This is a genomic window from Pseudomonas sp. 18173 (assembly GCF_050432945.1).
GTDB lineage: Bacteria > Pseudomonadota > Gammaproteobacteria > Pseudomonadales > Pseudomonadaceae > Aquipseudomonas.
The window spans coordinates 410,974-429,302 of record NZ_JBKFTN010000001.1 but is presented as its reverse complement, the minus strand read 5'-3'; the positions used below and the strand labels follow the sequence as shown (position 1 = coordinate 429,302).

21 protein-coding genes, 1 pseudogene and 1 riboswitch are annotated in these 18,329 nt (G+C 60.4%); of the genes and pseudogenes, 11 read left to right on the top strand and 11 right to left on the bottom strand.

Going from position 1 to position 18,329, the window contains the following annotated elements; genetic code table 11:
* Positions 1–6: 6 nt before the first annotated feature.
* Complete coding sequence (gene hemH, locus ACLD1X_RS01945) at positions 7–1,029, top strand: ferrochelatase (RefSeq protein ID WP_429365880.1); 1,023 nt, start codon at positions 7–9, stop codon at positions 1,027–1,029.
* A gap of 103 nt (positions 1,030–1,132) precedes the next feature.
* Here hemH and ACLD1X_RS01940 read toward each other — a convergent pair whose 3' ends face one another.
* Together ACLD1X_RS01940 and upp are read right to left on the bottom strand one after the other, a co-directional pair.
* Positions 1,133–2,407 (bottom strand): uracil-xanthine permease family protein, encoded by a 1,275-nt coding sequence (locus ACLD1X_RS01940; RefSeq protein WP_429365879.1) that lies wholly within the window; start codon positions 2,405–2,407, stop codon positions 1,133–1,135.
* A gap of 2 nt (positions 2,408–2,409) precedes the next feature.
* On the bottom strand, positions 2,410–3,048 hold the full coding sequence (gene upp / locus ACLD1X_RS01935) for a uracil phosphoribosyltransferase (RefSeq protein ID WP_429365878.1): 639 nt from the start codon (positions 3,046–3,048) through the stop codon (positions 2,410–2,412).
* Between the two features lie 166 nt (positions 3,049–3,214).
* Between upp and ACLD1X_RS01930 the strand changes: the two genes are divergently transcribed.
* The 4 genes from ACLD1X_RS01930 to ACLD1X_RS01915 all read left to right on the top strand — a co-directional run bounded on the left by ACLD1X_RS01930 (position 3,215) and on the right by ACLD1X_RS01915 (position 5,227).
* Entirely contained in the window at positions 3,215–3,772 is a 558-nt protein-coding gene (locus ACLD1X_RS01930) for a hypoxanthine-guanine phosphoribosyltransferase (RefSeq protein ID WP_007981338.1), read from the top strand.
* A gap of 3 nt (positions 3,773–3,775) precedes the next feature.
* Positions 3,776–4,249 (top strand): WbuC family cupin fold metalloprotein, encoded by a 474-nt coding sequence (locus ACLD1X_RS01925; protein WP_429365877.1) that lies wholly within the window; start codon positions 3,776–3,778, stop codon positions 4,247–4,249.
* A gap of 141 nt (positions 4,250–4,390) precedes the next feature.
* On the top strand, positions 4,391–4,876 hold the full coding sequence (locus ACLD1X_RS01920) for a hypothetical protein (RefSeq protein ID WP_429365876.1): 486 nt from the start codon (positions 4,391–4,393) through the stop codon (positions 4,874–4,876).
* Between the two features lie 63 nt (positions 4,877–4,939).
* Positions 4,940–5,227 carry a PA4642 family protein gene (locus ACLD1X_RS01915; RefSeq protein ID WP_008016652.1) on the top strand — a complete coding sequence of 96 codons (288 nt, stop codon included), beginning with the start codon at positions 4,940–4,942 and terminating at the stop codon, positions 5,225–5,227.
* Positions 5,228–5,292: 65 nt separating this feature from the next.
* Here the strand turns inward: ACLD1X_RS01915 and mqo are convergent, their stop codons facing one another.
* Together mqo and ACLD1X_RS01905 are read right to left on the bottom strand one after the other, a co-directional pair.
* Complete coding sequence (gene mqo, locus ACLD1X_RS01910; RefSeq protein ID WP_429365875.1) at positions 5,293–6,801, bottom strand: malate dehydrogenase (quinone); 1,509 nt, start codon at positions 6,799–6,801, stop codon at positions 5,293–5,295.
* A gap of 738 nt (positions 6,802–7,539) precedes the next feature.
* Complete coding sequence (locus ACLD1X_RS01905; RefSeq protein WP_429365874.1) at positions 7,540–7,779, bottom strand: hypothetical protein; 240 nt, start codon at positions 7,777–7,779, stop codon at positions 7,540–7,542.
* 204 nt (positions 7,780–7,983) lie between these two features.
* On the opposite strand from ACLD1X_RS01905, the gene ACLD1X_RS01900 reads away from it, so the two are divergent.
* The gene (locus ACLD1X_RS01900; RefSeq protein ID WP_007973847.1) at positions 7,984–8,568 is read left to right on the top strand and encodes a YajG family lipoprotein; all 585 of its coding nucleotides are present in this window, start codon (positions 7,984–7,986) and stop codon (positions 8,566–8,568) included.
* Between the two features lie 123 nt (positions 8,569–8,691).
* On the opposite strand, the gene ACLD1X_RS01895 is transcribed toward ACLD1X_RS01900, so the two are convergent.
* Complete coding sequence (locus ACLD1X_RS01895; protein WP_085724026.1) at positions 8,692–8,898, bottom strand: hypothetical protein; 207 nt, start codon at positions 8,896–8,898, stop codon at positions 8,692–8,694.
* A 190-nt stretch (positions 8,899–9,088) separates the two neighbouring features.
* Here ACLD1X_RS01895 and ACLD1X_RS01890 point away from each other — a divergent pair, with 190 nt between their 5' ends.
* A complete protein-coding gene (locus ACLD1X_RS01890) occupies positions 9,089–9,367 on the top strand; it encodes a hypothetical protein (protein ID WP_429365873.1) in 279 nt (92 codons plus the stop codon).
* Positions 9,368–9,446: 79 nt separating this feature from the next.
* On the opposite strand, the gene ACLD1X_RS01885 is transcribed toward ACLD1X_RS01890, so the two are convergent.
* A complete protein-coding gene (locus tag ACLD1X_RS01885; protein ID WP_429365872.1) occupies positions 9,447–10,613 on the bottom strand; it encodes a 1-acyl-sn-glycerol-3-phosphate acyltransferase in 1,167 nt (388 codons plus the stop codon).
* A 139-nt stretch (positions 10,614–10,752) separates the two neighbouring features.
* On the opposite strand from ACLD1X_RS01885, the gene ACLD1X_RS01880 reads away from it, so the two are divergent.
* From ACLD1X_RS01880 to ACLD1X_RS01870, 3 genes are read left to right on the top strand one after another with little or no spacing between them, the layout of a single operon-like run.
* The gene (locus ACLD1X_RS01880; protein WP_096822777.1) at positions 10,753–10,935 is read left to right on the top strand and encodes a CPXCG motif-containing cysteine-rich protein; all 183 of its coding nucleotides are present in this window, start codon (positions 10,753–10,755) and stop codon (positions 10,933–10,935) included.
* A gap of 9 nt (positions 10,936–10,944) precedes the next feature.
* On the top strand, positions 10,945–11,205 hold the full coding sequence (locus ACLD1X_RS01875; RefSeq protein ID WP_429365871.1) for a putative signal transducing protein: 261 nt from the start codon (positions 10,945–10,947) through the stop codon (positions 11,203–11,205).
* Between the two features lie 35 nt (positions 11,206–11,240).
* A complete protein-coding gene (locus ACLD1X_RS01870) occupies positions 11,241–11,864 on the top strand; it encodes an SOS response-associated peptidase (protein WP_429365870.1) in 624 nt (207 codons plus the stop codon).
* A gap of 130 nt (positions 11,865–11,994) precedes the next feature.
* Here ACLD1X_RS01870 and ACLD1X_RS01865 read toward each other — a convergent pair whose 3' ends face one another.
* Together ACLD1X_RS01865 and ACLD1X_RS01860 are read right to left on the bottom strand one after the other, a co-directional pair.
* Positions 11,995–12,738 (bottom strand): methyl-accepting chemotaxis protein, encoded by a 744-nt coding sequence (locus tag ACLD1X_RS01865; RefSeq protein WP_429365928.1) that lies wholly within the window; start codon positions 12,736–12,738, stop codon positions 11,995–11,997.
* A gap of 111 nt (positions 12,739–12,849) precedes the next feature.
* Positions 12,850–13,047 (bottom strand): annotated as a pseudogene (locus ACLD1X_RS01860) (HAMP domain-containing protein); the annotation flags it as partial.
* Between the two features lie 1,362 nt (positions 13,048–14,409).
* On the opposite strand from ACLD1X_RS01860, the gene ACLD1X_RS01855 reads away from it, so the two are divergent.
* A complete protein-coding gene (locus ACLD1X_RS01855) occupies positions 14,410–15,228 on the top strand; it encodes a M48 family metallopeptidase (protein ID WP_429365869.1) in 819 nt (272 codons plus the stop codon).
* Between the two features lie 166 nt (positions 15,229–15,394).
* Here the strand turns inward: ACLD1X_RS01855 and ACLD1X_RS01850 are convergent, their stop codons facing one another.
* The 3 genes from ACLD1X_RS01850 to ACLD1X_RS01840 all read right to left on the bottom strand — a co-directional run bounded on the left by ACLD1X_RS01850 (position 15,395) and on the right by ACLD1X_RS01840 (position 18,241).
* Positions 15,395–15,979 carry a TMEM165/GDT1 family protein gene (locus ACLD1X_RS01850; protein WP_008016665.1) on the bottom strand — a complete coding sequence of 195 codons (585 nt, stop codon included), beginning with the start codon at positions 15,977–15,979 and terminating at the stop codon, positions 15,395–15,397.
* Positions 15,980–16,068: 89 nt separating this feature from the next.
* Positions 16,069–16,193, bottom strand: a riboswitch (yybP-ykoY riboswitch).
* A 50-nt stretch (positions 16,194–16,243) separates the two neighbouring features.
* Complete coding sequence (locus ACLD1X_RS01845; RefSeq protein WP_429365868.1) at positions 16,244–17,242, bottom strand: methyltransferase; 999 nt, start codon at positions 17,240–17,242, stop codon at positions 16,244–16,246.
* Between the two features lie 33 nt (positions 17,243–17,275).
* Positions 17,276–18,241: a 2-hydroxyacid dehydrogenase gene (locus ACLD1X_RS01840; protein WP_429365867.1), complete on the bottom strand. Its 966-nt coding sequence runs from the start codon at positions 18,239–18,241 to the stop codon at positions 17,276–17,278.
* Between the last annotated feature and the right edge of the window lie 88 nt (positions 18,242–18,329).

Below are 18,329 nucleotides of genomic sequence, written 5' to 3'. Positions count from 1 at the left end.
CGTTGCATGACCGATCACGCGTTGCTTCTGGTCAACCTGGGTTCACCTGCCTCCACCTCGGTGGCGGATGTACGCAGCTACCTCAATCAATTTCTGATGGACCCGTACGTAATCGACCTGCCATGGCCGGTTCGACGCTTGCTGGTGTCGCTGATCCTGATCAAGCGCCCCGAGCAGTCGGCCCACGCCTATGCCTCGATCTGGTGGGACGAGGGCTCGCCGCTGGTGGTGCTCAGCCGTCGCCTGCAACAAGCCATGACCGGCCAGTGGCAGCACGGCCCGGTCGAACTGGCGATGCGCTACGGCGAGCCGTCGATCGAGTCGACGCTGGTGCGCATGGTCGCGGCGGGGCACAAGCGAATCACGCTGGCGCCGCTGTATCCACAGTTCGCCGACAGCACCACCACCACGGTCATTGCGGAGGCCAGGCGTGTTGTGCGCGAGAAGAACCTCGACGTGCAACTGTCGGTGCTCCAGCCTTTCTACGATCAACCGGAATACCTCGATGCGCTGGTGGCCACGACCCGGCCGCATTTGCAGCAGGACTTCGATCACTTGTTGATGAGTTTTCATGGCTTGCCGGAACGGCATCTGAAGAAGCTCAACCCAGGGCACAGCTTCGAGGGTGGCGGTGATTGCTGTGCCGGGGCGCCACCTGAGGTGGTCGCCACCTGTTATCGCGGCCAGTGCCTGCGTACGGCGGCAGAGTTTGCCAGGCGCATGGGGTTGCCGGAGGGCAAGTGGTCGGTGTCATTCCAGTCGCGTCTGGGGCGCGCCAAATGGATCGAACCCTACACCGAAGCACGCCTCGATGAACTGGCCAAGAGCGGCGTGAAAAAGGTTCTGGTGATGTGTCCGGCGTTCGTTGCCGATTGCATCGAGACCCTGGAAGAGATCGGTGATCGCGGCAAGGAGCAGTTCCGCGCAGCAGGAGGAGAGGAGTTGGTGCTGGTGCCGTGCCTCAACGATGACCCGCATTGGGCGAAGGCGTTGAGTACGCTGTGCGAAAGGGCGCCGTTGGTGCTTTAAAAGTATCGCGAGCAGGCTCGCTCCCACAGGGAAATGCATTTCAAACTGTGGGAGCGAGCCTGCTCGCGAAAGCTATTTCATAAACAGCAAAGTTCTTGAAGCATTACAGCAGCGGCTCATCCGCCTTCTTGTGCTTCCAGCTGTCATTGCCCGGCAGGATCAGATTCAAGCCGATTGCTACCACCGCGCACAGCGCGATGCCCTTGAGGCCGAAATCGTCCGGCCCGGTGCCGGTGCCGATCAGCACGCCACCGATCCCGAATACCAGGGTCACCGAAACAATCACCAGATTGCGCGCCTCGCCCAGATCGATCTTGTGGCGAATCAGCGTGTTCATCCCCACTGCGGCAATCGAGCCGAACAACAAGCAGAGAATCCCGCCCATCACCGGCACCGGAATGCTTTGCAGCAGTGCGCCGAACTTGCCGATAAACGCCAGGCTGATAGCGAAGATCGCCGCCCAGGTCATGATTTTCGGGTTGTAGTTCTTGGTCAGCATGACTGCGCCCGTCACTTCGGCGTAGGTGGTGTTGGGCGGGCCGCCGAACAGACCGGCCGCCGTGGTGGCAATGCCGTCGCCGAGCAGAGTGCGATGCAGGCCGGGTTTCTTCAGGTAATCGCGACCGGTCACGCTACCCACGGCAATCACGCCACCGATGTGCTCGATGGCCGGGGCCAGCGCCACCGGAACAATGAACAGGATCGCCTGCCAGTTGAATTCCGGCGCGGTGAAGTTCGGGATGGCGAACCACGGTGCCGCAGCAATCTTCGCAACATCGACCACGCCGAAGTAGAACGACATGCCGAAGCCGACCAGCACGCCGGAGATGATCGGCACCAGGCGGAAGATGCCCTTGCCGAAAACCGCGACGATCAGCGTGGTCAGCAGCGCTGGCATCGAGATCAGCATCGCCGTCTGGTAATGAATCAGCTCACTGCCGTCGCCAGCCTTGCCCATGGCCATGTTGGCGGCAATCGGCGCCATGGCCAGGCCAATCGAAATGATCACCGGACCGATCACCACCGGTGGCAGCAGGCGGTCGATGAAACCGGTGCCCTTGATCTTCACCGCGAGGCCGAGAAAGGTGTAGACGAAACCTGCCGCCATCACGCCGCCCATGGTCGCGGCCAGGCCGAACTGGCCCTTGGCGAGAATGATCGGGGTAATGAAGGCAAAGCTCGATGCCAGGAACACCGGCACCTGACGCCCGGTGACGATCTGGAACAGGATCGTCCCCAGGCCGGCCGTGAACAGCGCCACGTTCGGGTCGAGACCGGTAATCAGCGGCATCAACACCAGGGCGCCAAAGGCCACGAACAGCATCTGTGCACCCGACAGCACCGTGCGCCAGAGCGGATCGTTGAACTCTTGCTGCATGCTCACGCGTCCTTCTGCTTGGTGCCGAAGATCTTGTCACCGGCGTCGCCAAGCCCCGGGATGATGTAGCCGTGCTCGTTCAACTTCTGATCAATGGACGCGGTGTAGATGATCACGTCCGGGTGTGCCTTCTCGACTACAGCGATGCCTTCCGGCGCGGCGACCAGCACCATGGCGCGGATGTCCTTGCAGCCTGCCTTTTTCAGCAAGTCGATGGTGGCAACCATCGATCCGCCGGTGGCGAGCATCGGGTCGATGATCATGGCCAGCCGCTCGTCGATTTCCGGCACCAGTTTCTCTAGATAGGTGTGGGCTTCGAGGGTTTCCTCATTGCGGGCAACGCCCACGGCGCTGACCTTGGCGCCCGGGATCAGGCTGAGCACGCCTTCGAGCATGCCGATGCCAGCGCGCAGGATAGGGACTACAGTGATTTTCTTGCCGGCGATCTTCTCGACCGACACGGTGCCGCACCAGCCTTCTATATCGTAGGTTTCCAGCGGCAGGTCCTTGGTGGCTTCATAGGTCAACAGGGCACCGACTTCCTGAGCGAGCTCGCGAAAATTCTTGGTGCTGATGTCTGCACGGCGCATAAGGCCAAGTTTATGACGGATCAGCGGGTGGCGGATCTCTTGGATGGGCATGGGGAAAGGCTCCGGCGGCGGGCAAAAAAACCGGCCTAGATTAATCTATCCGAGGGTGTTGTCCTATAGACATACAGTACGTTAGTCCACAAACGCTTGATCTGGCCGTGCGGGATGCGTACCTTTGCCCGCTTTTCCTGACTTCCAACCCCCCCTGGAGAGCGCCATGTCCGCTGATCTCGAGCATATCCGTCAAATCATGCGAGAGGCTGACTGCCTGTACACCGAAGCTGAAGTCGAGGCGGCCATCGCCCGCGTCGGTGCACAAATCAACGAACAAATGGCCGACAGCAACCCGGTGGTGTTCTGTGTGATGAACGGCGGGCTGATTTTCTCCGGCAAGCTGCTGACCTATCTGCAGTTCCCGCTGGAAGCGTCCTACCTGCACGCCACCCGCTATCGCAACGAAACCAGCGGCGGCGACCTGTTCTGGAAAGCCAAGCCGGAAGTGTCCTTCATCGACCGTGATGTGCTGATCATCGACGACATCCTCGACGAAGGTCACACCCTGGGCGCAATCATCGACTTCTGCAAACACGCTGGCGCACGTAAAGTGCACACCGCCGTGCTGATCGACAAAGACCACGACCGCAAGGCTCGTCCGGACCTCAAGGCCGATTTCGTCGGTCTGCCGTGTATCGACCGTTACATCTTCGGTTACGGCATGGACTACAAAGGCTACTGGCGTAACGCCAACGGGATTTTCGCCGTTAAAGGAATGTAAGACATGGATACGCCGCGCTTTCTGGATCAGACCTTGTTTACCGAGCTGGCCGGGAAAGCCGCGGCCAATCCTCGTGGGCGCCAGCATCACAACTTCCATCAGATGGAAGACGCTTGCCATCGCATGGCGGTGGGTTTGCAGCCGTCCACCTATGTCCCGCCGCATCGGCATTTGGGCGACAACAAGGCTGAAACCCTGTTGGTGCTCAAGGGCCGGCTGGGCGTATTGATCTTTGACGAGGCCGGTGCGGTGCTGAGCAAGACCGTGCTTGAGGTCGGTGGCGACTGTGTTGGCGTGGACCTGCCAGCCGGTGTGTTCCACGGTCTGGTGGTGCTGGAACCCGACAGTATGATGTTCGAATGCAAGGCCGGCCCTTACCGGCCGGTCGGCGAGGGTGAGCAGGCACACTGGGCACCACGTGAAGGCGAGCCCGGTGTTGCCGGGTATCAGGCCTGGATGCGCGCGCAGTTCGATTGATTGATTTTTCACCCTGTAGGAGCGAGCAGGCTCGCGATGGTCGTCAACGATAACGCTGGGAGCCTGATACCCCGCGGCGTTCCTGCGTCCATCGCGAGCCTGCTCGCTCCTACAGGGACGCGTTCATCCTTGGAGCCAGCCATGAGCCTTTTGATCCGCAGTTGCGCCGCTTTGTTGCTGACCCTCAGCCTGCCTCTGGCCGCAGCGCCTGCGCCTATGCATGCACAGTTCCTGCCGCCCGATGACTTGACCCTGCGTGACAGCGAACCCGAGCAGCAACAACTGCTGCAGGTTACCGAATACTCGGTGGTGGTCGGCAGCCAGCGTCAGTCCAGTCAGCAGCCGATTCCGGTCACTTCGCCGCTGCTGGTTCGACTCAAGGGCAAATCCCTGAACAAAGGCGCCACCATCAGTCAGGTGCTGGTCAACTTCGACGGCGAAAGCAAAAGCCTGAAGAAACCGGTCTATGACGCGCCAAGCAAGACCCTGACGCTCTATTACCCGCTGGCGCAATACCGGGTGGTAATCGACTTGTTGCGCAACGACACGGTGTATTGCCAGTTTCTCAGCTATGCCAATGGGCATGTCTGGGCCGATCTGCACACCGGCAGCACTCGTGCGCGTTGAGCCCTGTGCCTGCGCAGGGGTAAACTGCCCGCCCCGTGAAATGTCTGCGAGCTGGAGTCGGCAATGCGTAAAGATAAAAAACAAGTGATTGGTGACGAGATCGGCGATGAGCAGATCAAGTTGTTCCTCGATTTCGAACCGGTCGACGCGACTTCTCCGTCCCTGCACAAGCTGGTCAAGGCCTACCGTGGCCTGCGCATCGATGATTTCGAGCGTTTCCTGACGTTTTTCGTCGAGGCGGGTTACGACGTGAACGGCAAGGACGAGCACGGCAATGACTTCGTTGCCCTGATCAAGGATCAGCGCAACGCGGCGGATTACATCGAATTGATCGAAAAAGCTCGCGGCTGAATAAATGCAGCCATAAAAAAACGCCCTGTTCTCAGTGAGAGCGGGGCGTTTTTCATGGTGCCGAATCAAGCGTAGCTTTCGGTCTCGCTGCTGGCTTCAACCAGTTCCAGGGCGACGTTGTTCTGCGCGTTGATCTTGCGATACAGCGCAGCGTCGGTTTCCAGAACCTTTTCCCGGGCCGGGAAAATTTCGGCCAGTTTGGTGGCCCATTCGCCCTTGGCTTTGCTCGGGAAGCATTTTTCGATCAGCTCGAGCATGATCGAAACGGTGACCGAAGCACCTGGCGAAGCGCCGAGCAGTGCCGCCAGGGAACCGTCCTTGGCTGCGACCAGTTCGGTGCCGAATTGCAGGATGCCGCCTTTTTTCGGGTCTTTCTTGATGATCTGCACCCGCTGGCCGGCCACTTCCAGGCGCCAGTCCTCGGGTTTCGCCTGCGGGTAGAAGCGACGCAGGGAATCCAGGCGCTGCTCCATCGACTGCATCACTTCGCTGACCAGATACTTGGTCAGGTCCATGTTGTTTTTCGCCACGGCGAGCATCGGGCCGATGTTGCCGGCACGAACCGACATCGGCAGGTCCATGAAGGAGCCGTGCTTGAGGAACTTGGTGGTGAAACCGGCATACGGTCCGAACAGCAGGGACTTCTTGCCATCGACCACGCGGGTGTCCAGGTGCGGCACGGACATCGGTGGCGAACCCACCGCCGCCTGGCTGTAGACCTTGGCCTGGTGGTGCTTGACCACTTCCGGGTTGTCGCAGCGCAGCCACTGGCCGCTGATCGGGAAGCCGCCGAAGCCTTTGCTTTCTTCGATGCCCGAGGCTTGCAGCAGCGGCAGTGCCGCGCCGCCAGCGCCCAGGAAGACGAATTTGGCGTCGACTTCACGGGTGTTGCCGCTGTTGACGTCCTTGATGCTGACAGTCCAGCCGCCGTTGCTGCGCTTGAGACCGGTCACGCGCTTGCAGTACTTGACCTGGGCATCGGGTGCGCTGGTCAGGTGCTTGAGCAACTGGTTGGTCAGGGCGCCGAAGTTGACGTCGGTGCCGTTGATCACGCGGGTGGCGGCCAGGGTTTCGCCAGCGTCGCGGCCAGGCATCATCAATGGCATCCACTCTGCCATCTTTGCCTTGTCTTCGGTGTACTCCATGTCGGCGAAGGCGTGGTGCTTGCTCAGCACCTTGAAGCGTTCCTTGAGGAAGGACACGCCGCTGTCGCCCTGCACGAAACTCAGGTGTGGCACCGGGCTGATAAACGATTTGCACGAGCCGAACGTGCCTTTTCGGGTCAGGTACGACCAGAACTGCTTCGACACCTCGAACTGGGTGTTGATGTGCACGGCTTTCTTGATGTCGACGGCGCCATCGGCTGCCTGCGGCGTGTAGTTGAGCTCACACAGCCCGGCGTGACCGGTACCGGCGTTGTTCCACGGGTTGGAACTCTCCGCGGCACCGGAATCCATCAGCTCGACGACTTCCAGCTTGATCGCGGGGTCGAGCTCTTTGAGCAGTACCGCCAGGGTGGCACTCATGATGCCGGCCCCAACCAGTACTACGTCGACTGCTTCGTTATGCGCCATTTAACGCGTCTCCAAAATCTGCAGCACCAAATTGACGGCATGGCTGCCAGGAGTGACGGGGCGTGTCTGTGTTGCCCCAGGTACCCATGGCAGGATCGCCATGTCCGAATCTTCGCAATTTTTTGCAACTTCGACGGACGCTACCTGCCGGGTCTAAAGAGTCCCATGAACTCATTTCAACGAGCGGCTGGCAATTCGACTTATGGTCGATACATCCGTTTGTGCAACCAAATCCGTAGCGGACAGGCTTCAGGCTCCGGTATTCGAGGAGTACTCGGTCCTGTGTCGTCGGGCTGTTGTAGACGCTAATGGTGCATGTTCAGACGCAAAACTATTCATTTGCTCGCCACACTCTTGTGAAGTTGTGAAAACCCGTTTTTTTCACGCTCTTTTGAAGACGTGAACCTCAAAAAGGGCTGTCCCAGCCTGGCACCGTGCCCGGATGGTTGGCCGCCAGGCAATACGTGGCGGGCAAATCGGGCAAACAGCTCAGTGACCGAGCGTAATGACAGCTCTGCAGATTCGCGAAAAGTGGAGGTTTTGCTCGACAAAACAGCAAGCGCGCCAGCTTCACTCGATCTGTGTGGGCGGCTCTCTGTGGGCGGTGCGGGGTGTCAATACAAGCGCATTGACGATGCTGCGAGGCCCGATCAGGAGACGTCCTTATAATCGGGGGGAGATTGTATCTAAGAAACGCAGGGAATTGGTCGTGTTTAATGACTTTTATTAGGTGTTTGGTCAGGTCGACATCAGTTGCCGGGTTCGCGAGCCTGGCTGGTGCTGTGGCGAAAGGACGCGGGTGCTGGCAGGCAGCGGCTGATTCAGCCAGTTCAGGCGGATTTCATCGATTTCAACCCAGCCATCGCCCATGGGCTGGAGGCTGCACTGCCTGAAGGCCTGGCAGTGGCCATTGTGGTCGAGCAGGGCAAAGCAGCGATGCAGCGGGCGCGGCGCGAACAGGGAAATCAGATGGCGCATGGTGGAGTACCTTGTTGTTTTTCTGTAGAAAACGATAATCGCAAGCCATTACATGCAAGTGTATGAGTGGTGACATCTGTGTGACAAGGTCTGCTTTTCAAGGGGGGGGCAGAGATTTCAGTAAACACTGTGAGGCGCTGGTTACCCGCAGTGGCGCACCGCTATACTGCAAGCCTGTTTGTGCCTGATTCTGGAGAGAAAAGCATGTTGCAACGCCTGTTGTTCGGTTTGATCACTGTGACCAGTTTGACCCTGGTTGGCTGCGCCCACAGCCCGCAACAACTGAGCCCGGAACCCAAGCTGACCGCGCAGTTGGCCCCGGTCGGCCATGGCCAGCCCGTTGTGGTGCGTGTAGTGGATGGTCGTCCGTCGCCGACACTGGGCACCCGTGGCGGCCTGTATCCGGAGACCAGCGCGATCACCGTGCAGGGCGCGCAGATCCTGCCGAAGCTGCAGGCCCAGGCTGAAGCCGCCGTGCGTCTGTTGGGCTTTACCCCGACGAACAACGCCATGAATGCACCGCAACTGACCGTGACCCTGGCAGAGTTGAAGTACCAGTCGCCCAAGGAAGGCATGTACGTGACCGAAGCCACCATCGGCGCGACGTTCCGCTCTGATGTACAGAACGCCAACCGTCGCTACAGCGGCCGTTATGGTTCGTCCCTGGACCAGCGCTTCGGCATGGCGCCGAACCAGGAAACCAACACCAAGCTGGTCAGCGATGTGTTGAGCGATGCGTTGACCCGCCTGTTCAAGGACCCGACCGTGGGTCAGATTCTCGGCGAGTAATGCGAGCCACTGTAGGAGCGAGCTCGCTCGCGATGGACATAAGGGCGCCGCGGAGCATCAGAATTCCCGCGTAATCGTTAACGTCTATCGCGAGCAAGCTCGCTCCTACAGGGGGCAAGGGAATCACGCCGCCTGCGAGTAGAAATCCAGCACGCTCACACCGGTCAGCAAATCCGTTTCCGGCAAATCCGCATGTTGATGTCCACCCAAGGCGCAATACACCAGCCAATGGCGGTCTTGAACGTTGAAGGCGAGGCTGCCGACGAGGGCTTGTTGTTCTTCGCTGGGGGTGATGAGGTAAAGACGATCCTGGTTTTCGGCGTGGAGCATGACGTAGTCCGTGTCGGTTTCGAGGCGCGCATGGTCGCCGATACAGATGACGAAGCCGTGACGCAGGACAGCCATTGATCACTTGCTTCGTTATTTGTCGGAAACCGAGGGCAGGTGCGCAGGCTTTCGGTAGAATCCGCGCCGCGGTCGCCGGTCCGGCGCGTGCCACCTGTTTTGCTTGAGGTTTGTGATGTCGCTGCACTTGATGACGCTGTTTACCGCCCATCCCGCCAAATTGATCAATCTGCTGGCCTTGCTCTTTGCCTTTCCGGGCGGCTGGTTGCTGCACGCCACCCGTCGTCGTGAAATGCGCGCGATGGCCAGCTTGCAGGCACAGCGCCAGAGCAGCCCCCGCGTGGAGCCCACGCTGGATTGGGCGACCTTGCGCATGAACCGGTTTTTCTACATTTTCGGTTTTGCCTGCATGGGGATGGCATTGCTGGTGTCGTGGATCAGTACTCAGGTTTGAATCTGAAGTAAACCCTGTGGCGAGGGGGCAAGCCCCCTCGCCACAAGTCGGCGCCGTTTTTGCATCTGGCCGAAACCGCTTACAGCGGCAACCCTGCCTTCACCCGGTACTGGTTGCGCACCGGTGTCGCATATTGCAGCACCAGGAATGGACGATGCTCTTCAGGGCAGGCGTCCAGGCGGCGTTGCCATTCTTCCTGGGCCTTGGCCAGTTCCTCGGCCGGGAACACTTGCGCAGCTTTTGGTACCGGCAGTTGCGGGTCCGCGTCTTTCCATTGTGCATAAGCCAGGTAGTGCACCGGGAACAGGCGATAGCCACTGAGGATTTGCTTGTCCATCTCGACCGCCAATTGTTTGGTGTCTTCGAACAGGTCGGTGATCGGTGCGGCAAAGTTCACATGCACCCGGCCCTTGTAGCCGGTGATGCCCTTGGCGATGCTCACGTCATCCTCGCCCGGCACCTTGGTGTAGCTGCCGGTGGTGGCGCGGATGTAAAGCTCGCGGGCCTTGGCCTGATCGCACGGGTCGTATTCGTAGCTGATCGACACCGGGGTCAGGTTCAGCGATTGAATGACTTCACCGAACGGCTCGTCCTTGCGACTCATGTGGAACATCTTGAGGATCGCCGATTCGGTACGGTCGTCACCGTCCTTGGCGCGTCCCTCGGCCTGGGCGATCCAGATCGAGGCGCAATCGTTGCGGATCGAATGGTTGATGTACGCCGACAGCAATTGATAGGCCGCCATTTTCTCCCGGCGTCCGCTGATCGAGCGGTGCACGATGAAGCTCTTGTTCAGGCGCATCAGGTCGCTGACGAAAGGCTTTTGCAGCAGGTTGTCGCCAATGGCGATGCGCGGGGTCGGCAGACCGGCGTGGTATACGGCATAGTTGACGAAGGCCGGGTCCATCACGATATCGCGGTGGTTGGCGATAAACAGGTAGGCGCTGCCGGACTTGAATTGCTCCACCCCGGTATAGGTGACACCGTCGGTGGCGCGCTCGATGGTGTGGTCGACGTAATGCTCGACTTTGTCCTGTAGCGTGGCCACGGAAGTAATGCCGGCAAACTCACGGCGCAGGCGATGAGCTATAAGAGGTTTGAGCGCCCAGCCTAAAGCGCCGGCGAAACGCGGGAAGCGGAAGTGGGTGAGGATATCTAGAAACGCCTTGTCGCCAAGCAGCCGTGCCAGCACTGCCGGGACTTCACTGTCGTCGTAAGGACGGATGGCATCGAATTCGCCCATCATGCTCTCTTGTTAGAAACGGCTAGGGTAAGTAAAGGTTTTCATCGAAAACCGGCGGGGCACGGTCTGAAAAAGTAGCCAGACAAAAATAGCCCTGCAAATAGACCGGCGATTATACGCACAAGTCACTTGGGAGACCGCGATGCTGGAAAGCGCAGTATATGAATGTCCGTATTGTGGTGAGGAGGTCGAGACCTCCGTGGATCTGTCGGGGGGCGATCAGACCTACATTGAAGACTGTCAGGTGTGTTGCCGGCCGATCACCTTTGTACTGCAGGTCGATGGCCAGGACTGGTTTCTGGAAGTCTTCAGCGAAAACGAGTGAGGTGCGCCCATGCAGCGAATCTACGAACCGGAAAACCTGATGGAAGGCGAACTGCTGCAAGGCATGCTCGCCAGCGAGGGCATCGAGGCGCATCTGGTTGGGCGAGATTTGCTCGGCGGCAGTGGTGAATTGCCGATCTATGGCCTGCTCGGGCTGTCGGTCGAGAACGACCAGGCCGAATACGCCCGCGAGCTGATCACCGCGTACAATGCCGCGCTGCCGCTGTCCGGCGATGAACCGGACAGCTTTCCCGGCACGCTGGTCTGTTAGGCTGGCGTTCGTTTGATCAAGAGCCGTGTTGCCCCATGTGTGGACGTTATGCCCTGTTTCGCTGGAATCCCGCCTTTGCGGCACTGCCCGGTTTTCCCGCCGACCAGCAGGCGCAGTGGAACATTTCCCCCAATGATTCGGTGTTGATGCTGCGGGCCGCGCCTGACGGCCAGCGCACACTTGCCCGCGCCCGCTGGGGTCTGACGCCGCCGTGGCTGACCGATCTGTCCCGAACGCCGGCCCACGCCCGTGCCGAAACCGTTGCTGAACAGCCGATGTTTCGCGAAGCCCTGCGCTTGCGCCGCTGCCTGTTGCCGGCCAATGGTTTCTACGAATGGCGCGGCACCACCCGCAAGCGGCCGTACTGGCTGACGCCGGGGGAGGGCTCGTCGCTGTTTTTCGCAGCAATCTGGGAGGCGTATCCGGTTCAGGAGCAGGTGTGGCTGAGTACGGCGGTGATCACGCAACCGGCGGCGAGCCAGCGGCGACCATTGATTCTTGATGAGGCGGGGCAGGCGGCATGGCTGGATCCGGATACACCGCTGCACGCCTTGCAAGCCTTGCTGGCCAGTGAACCCGCCGCGTTGCGCGAACGGGTGCTGGCGAACATGGTGAATGATCCGAAGCTCAATGGGCCGGAGTGTCTTACTCCGGGTTGAGTTATCTGGTGTCTGTGCTGGCCCCTTCGCGAGCAAGCCCGCTCCCACACTGGAACTCTGTTGTACGCATATCCTGTGTTCACAGAAGATCAAATGTGGGAGCGGGCTTGCTCGCGAAGGGGCCTTCGGATCAGACCCTGAACTGATTGATCAACCGCCGCTGCTGCTCGGCCAGTTTGGTCAAATCCGCACTGGCGGCACTCGACTCATCCGCGCCGCCCGCCACTTCATTGGCCACTTGCCCGATGTTGATCACGTTGCGGTTGATGTCGTCCGCTACCGCACTTTGCTCTTCGGCCGCGCTGGCAATCTGGGTGTTCATGTCGTTGATCACCGACACCGCCTGAGTAATGGTTTCCAGTGCTTCGGCGGCCTTGGCAGCGTGCTGCACGCTTTCGTCCGTGCGGTTCTGGCTGTCTTCCATGACTCGCACCACATCCCGCGTGCCCTGCTGGAGTTGCTGGATCATGGTCTGGATTTCTTCGGTGGCCTTTTGTGTCTTCTGCGCCAGGTTGCGCACCTCGTCGGCCACCACGGCGAAACCTCGGCCCTGTTCTCCGGCGCGGGCGGCTTCGATGGCGGCGTTCAAGGCCAGCAGGTTGGTCTGCTCGGCGATCCCGCGAATGGCGGTGAGGATGGCGTTGATGTTTTCGCTGTCCTTGGCCAGGGTTTGCACCACGCCGACGGCCCGGCCGATCTCCACGGCGAGGGCGCCAATCGAGTCCGACGTGTCGCGCACGATCTGCATGCCCTGGCTGGCGGCCTGATCGGCATGGCTGGCGGCCTGTGCGGCCTGGGTCGCATTGCGCGCCACGTCCTGGGCGGTGGCGGTCATTTCCTGCACGGCGGTGGCGACCTGATCGATCTCGGCCATTTGTTTGTGTACACCGGTGTTGGTGCGGATGGCGATGTCGGCGGTGTGTTCCGACGAATCGCTGACACTCTGCACCGAAGTCACCACCTGGGTGATCATCGCCTGCAACTTGGCCAGGAACGTGTTGAAGCCTTTGGCGATCGAACCCAGTTCATCGGCGCGGTCGCTGGTCAGGCGCCGGGTCAGGTCGCCTTCGCCCTGGGCGATATCGTCGAGCATGGCCACCATCTGCTTGAGTGGACGGGCGATGCCGTGGCCTACCAGCCAGATCACCAGCAAGCCGATACCGGCAATCACCAGGCCGACCATCGCCATGCCGAAGGTGTCGGATTTGCGCTGTGCGTTCAGGTCGGCCTGGAGTTTTTGCAGGTCGGCCATCACGGCGTCCAGCGGCAGTTGCAGCATCAAGGTCCAGCGGGCGTCGGTCTGGCCGATGCCGAAAGGCAGGTACAGCTCGATCCGGCCCTGGGCCTTGTCGACGCTGTAGGTGACTTCGCCGCGCTTGAGGCTGGCCATGTTGGCGATCTGCTTGCTGTCGAGGATGTCGCTGACTTTTTCACCGAATTTGCTCGGATCCTTGGTGTACGCAACGATCCGGCCATTGCCGCCAACCAGGGCCATTTCACCTGCGCCGCCGTAGAGCTTCTGGTTGGCGCCCAGGAGCATTTCCTGGATGAAGTTCACCGACAGGTCAGCGCCGACGATGCCCTGGAAGGCACCGTTGAGCATGATCGGTTCAATAAAGGAGGCGAGCATGACGATTTTGTCGCCCACCTTGTAGGGCGCCGGATCGATCACGCAGGATTTTCTGGTTTCTTTCGAGCACAGGTAGTACTCGCTGGCGCGCACGCCTGTGGACAGGGTTTTCTGGTCGTCGACGTCCACCAGTTTGTCCAGGCCCAGGGTGCCGTCGTCGTTGCGGAACCACCAGGGCAGGAAGCGCCCGTTGCTGGCGTCGATGCCGACCACCGGGGTGCCGACGTAGGCTGCATCGTTGTGATCCAGTGCGTCTTTTTCCCAGCCGATGTAGGTGCCGAGGATTTTCGGGTTCTTGACCACGTTTTCCTTGATCAGGCCGATCAGTTGCTCGCGGCTGAGGCTCAGGGCGGGTTTGCCATCGGCACCCGGTGTGCCGATCAGGGCGTTGACCCGCACCAGTGCGCCGGCAATCAGCAGCGGCGCTTCGAGTTCGCGCTGGATCTGGCTGACCTGGGTTTGTGCCAGGGACGTCAGGCGTTGTTCGATGACTTGCTCGAATTGGGCCTGGGTCCGCTCCTGGACCATGTCTTGCGTGCGTGCCCCGGAAAACAGCGCGTACACCACCAGCGCTGCCACGACACTAAGGACGATGGCGCCGGCAAGGGCCGCCACGGAAAACTGGATCGACTTGAATTTCATGGGGGGGCTCCACACGCGAAAGGACGTCTGCGGAGGTGTATCGGCAGGGTGTCGGGCGAGCATGAGTGCGGGCTTTTGAAATGGCTGCTTTTGCGTGGCGGATGTCGCAATTGAATCCGTGCGCGGCGTGATGGGCTGCGGCTCGCCGCGGAATGTGAATTTTTTCCTGCACGGATGAGAGCTTTGTCCGAATTGTGCGTCTTATGTCCGTTGTATCTGGCGTCGATACAATTCCACGCCTAGGATACGTGCATGTTTTCAGGGAGTTTTTCGATGAACAAGATATTGACTTTGTGTGCGCTGAGCGCAGGCCTGCTGCTCGCCGGTTGCCAGTCGGTCAATACCACCAGTGGCGGCGCTGTCGGCGTCGAGCGCAAGCAGTACATGTTCAGCATGTTGTCCTCGCAAGAGGTTGACCAGATGTATGCCCAGTCCTACCAGAAGACAGTGGGCGAAGCGTCCAGCAAAGGTGTGCTGGACAAGACCAGCAATGAAGCCCGGCGGGTTCAGGCGATTGCCGACCGGCTGATTGCCCAGACGCCGAACTTCCGTCCGGACGCGGCCCAGTGGAAGTGGGAAGTCAACCTGATCAAGAGCGATGAACTCAACGCCAACTGCGGGCCCGGCGGCAAGATCATTTTCTACACCGGGTTGATCGACAAACTGCAGCTGACCGACGATGAAATTGCCGCGGTCATGGGCCATGAAATCGCCCACGCCCTGCGTGAGCACGGTCGTGAGGCCATGTCCAAGGCATATGGGATCGAGATGGCCAAGCAGGGCGCCGGCGCCTTGTTGGGTCTGGGCCAGGACAGCCTGGCACTGGCGGACACGGTCGCCAACTATGGCATGACGTTGCCCAACAGTCGTGAAAACGAGAACGAAGCGGATTTGATCGGCCTTGAGCTGGCTGCACGCGCCGGCTACAACCCGAACGCAGCGATCAGCCTGTGGGGCAAGATGAGCAAGGCCAACGAAGGCGCGCCGCCGGAGTTCATGAGCACTCACCCGTCTTCCAGCAGCCGGACCGCTGCGTTGCAGGCGGCGATACCGAAGGTTATGCCGCTGTACGAGCAGGCCAGGAAGTACTGATAGTCATGCGGTGAGGCTGCTGGCCTCTTCGTCGGAACGCCGCCTGGAGCAAGCCCGTTCCCGCACTGAATCTCCATTGATTGCAAATTTTGTGTGCACTGGAGATCAAATGTGGGAGCGGGCTTGCCCGCGATGAACGATAGCGCGGTCTTACTGACTTACCGCGTCAAACCCACCCGCTGCTCTGCATCGCCTTGTACACCGCGACAATCGCCAGGATGAAGAACGCTGACGCCGCCAGTCGACGGATCAGGGTCAATGGCAATTTGTCCGCGGCAAAGTTACCGGCCAATACCACGGGCACGTTGGCAATCAGCATGCCGAGGGTGGTGCCGATGATCACCAGCCACAACTCCGGATATTGCGCAGCCAGCATCACGGTTGCGATCTGGGTCTTGTCGCCGATTTCCGCCAGGAAGAACGCGATCAGCGTGGTCAGGAACGGCCCGAACTTGCGGGCGGTGCTGGCTTCGTCGTCATCCATCTTGTCCGGCACCAGGGTCCACAGTGCGGTTGCGGCGAAACTCGCGGCGAGGATCCAGTGCAGCATCGTGTCCGAAAAGAAACTGCCGACCCAGGCACCGACTGCACCGGCGGCCGCGTGGTTGGCCAGGGTCGCGGCGACGATACCGGCGATGATCGGCCAGGGCTTGCGGAAGCGGGCAGCGAGAATGAGCGCGAGCAGTTGCGTCTTGTCGCCGATTTCGGCCAAGGCAACGATTGCGGTAGGTACGAGTAGTGAATCCAGCATCAGGGGGTTTCCTAAGGGGCGGGTCGACACGGCTATGACACGTACAGCCTTCCCGCCCCGGGTAAGGTGTTCGTGTCATAGGTCTTGTCAAACCCTGCGATCCATCTGATGTGGATGCTTGGGTCGCATACGCCATGGTCTGAGGACCAAGTATGTTGACGCATGCCGGACGAGCGTGGCGCTCGTGGGAGACTACTCCCCTAGGACGGAGCGGATTCTGCCTAGGCAAAATCCATTCGGCAAGCCTTCTTTTTCAAAAAGGCTTCAGCCGCGTTTGGCCCGGTAGATGCGAAACCCCTGGCCTTCGGCCTTGATCGTACAGGGGCCCAGATGTTCTTCGATCAGCGGCTGGTATTTCAGGAAACTGTTCGCCACCAAGCGCAGTTCGCCGCCGTTTTTCAGATGTTTGGCTGCTTTTCGCAGCAAGTTTTCCGTTGCGAAATAGTCGGTGTGCACGCCGACATGGAACGGCGGATTGCTCAGGATCGCACTCAAACCCATCGGTGCCGCATCGATTCCGTCACCGGTAATCACTTCGGCTTCCAGACCATTGGCTGCCAGCGTCAGGCGGCTGCTGGCGGCGGCAAAGGCGTCCACATCCAGCATCGTCACTTGATTGTGCGGGTAGCGACGTTTCACCGCCGCGCCCAGGACCCCTGCGCCGCAACCGAAATCGAGCAAGTGACCGCCAGGCAGCTTGTCCAGATGCTCCAGCAGCAGCGCGCTGCCGCGATCGAGGCGACCATGACTGAACACCCCCGGCAGGCTGATGACCTTCAACGGGCCTTCGGCCAGCGGCAGTTCGTAGGTCTGCGCCAGGCTTTCCAGCGGTTTGGCTTGCGGGGCATTGGCCACGGTGACTTGCCAGAGCTGGCAATGCCGTGCGCTGTCGAGCTTGCGTGGCTTGCCGAACGGGTTGAGTTGTTTGGCGGCACCTTCGATGCCGCTTTTTTTCTCGCCCACCAGATACACCTCGCGACCTTCCAGCTGTGAGGCCACCGCGTTGAGGACGTAGTCGGTCAGGTCCCTGGCCTTGGGCAAAAACACCACGGCGCCATCGAACCCGCGCTCAGGCGCGCTCACGCCAAAATGGCTACGCCCGGCAAAGCGGGCTTCCAGCACGGCCTGATCGCCGGCGTGCCAGCACCAGCCGTGAGCCTCGGGCAAACGGCCCAGCAAGTCGTCGGCGGGTAAACCGGCCAACAGCACCGAACCCTGGAATAACTCGGCCTGACGAAGCAGTACTTCACTGCGCGGATCCATAACTGCTCCCGTGAAAAAAAGTGCCGCAGTTTATCAACTGACGACCCGCAGCGCCTTACCGCTGAAGTACCCCAGTGCGTTTTCGGTGACTTGGCCAACGATTCGCTGGCGCGCTTCACGGCTGCCCCAGGCATTGTGCGGGGTGACGATCAGGCGCGGGATGTCGTGGGCCAGCAGCGGGTTGCCATTGATCGGAGGCTCGACGCTCAATACGTCCGTGGCGGCGCCGCCCAGGTGCCCGTTGCGCAAGGCGTCGGCCAGCGCCTGTTCGTCGATCAGGCCACCGCGCGCGGTGTTGACCACGAACGCGCCGGGCTTCATGGAGGCCAGTTCACGGGCGCTGATGAAATGCCGGGTATGTTCGTTGAGCGGGCAGTGCAGGGTCAGGGCATCGACCTGTGGCAGCAGTTCATCCAGTGGCAGGCGGTCTGGCCGGGCAGGGCGCCCGGGAATTTGCCCCAGCAGGACGCGCATGCCGAAGGCTTCAGCCAGCCGTGCGACTGCGCCGCCCAGTTCGCCGTGGCCCAGCAGGCCAAGGGTTTTGCCTTGGAGTTCGACAATCGGATAGTCCAGCAAACAGAACTGTTTGGCCTGCTGCCAGCGGCCTGCGCCGACGGCTTTCTGATAATCGGCCAGGCGCGTGGCCAGGTTGAGCAGCAGCATGATCGTGTGCTGCGCCACCGATGGCGTGCCGTAGCCCTGGCAGTTGCACACGGTAATCCCGTGGGCGCGGGCGGCGGCGAGGTCGACGTTGTTGGTGCCGGTGGCGGTGATCAGGATCAGCTTGAGATCAGGGCTGGCGGCCATGGCGGCGGCATCGATCAGGATCTTGTTGCTGATGGCGACGGTAGCGCCCTTGAGGTGTTCGATGACTTGATCAGGCAGCGTCTGGGCGAACAGCTGCAGTTCGCTGAAGCAGCTGCGCAGCGGGTCGAGGTCAAGGTCGCCGAGGTCCAGGGACGGGTGGTCGAGGAAAACGGCGCGGCGAGTGTTCGTCATCAACTGTACCTTTTGTGCAATGAACTGAAGGCGTAACCTGCCGAGCCTACCAGATGGAATTAATAGTTACGCTTGGCCTGAAGGAGCC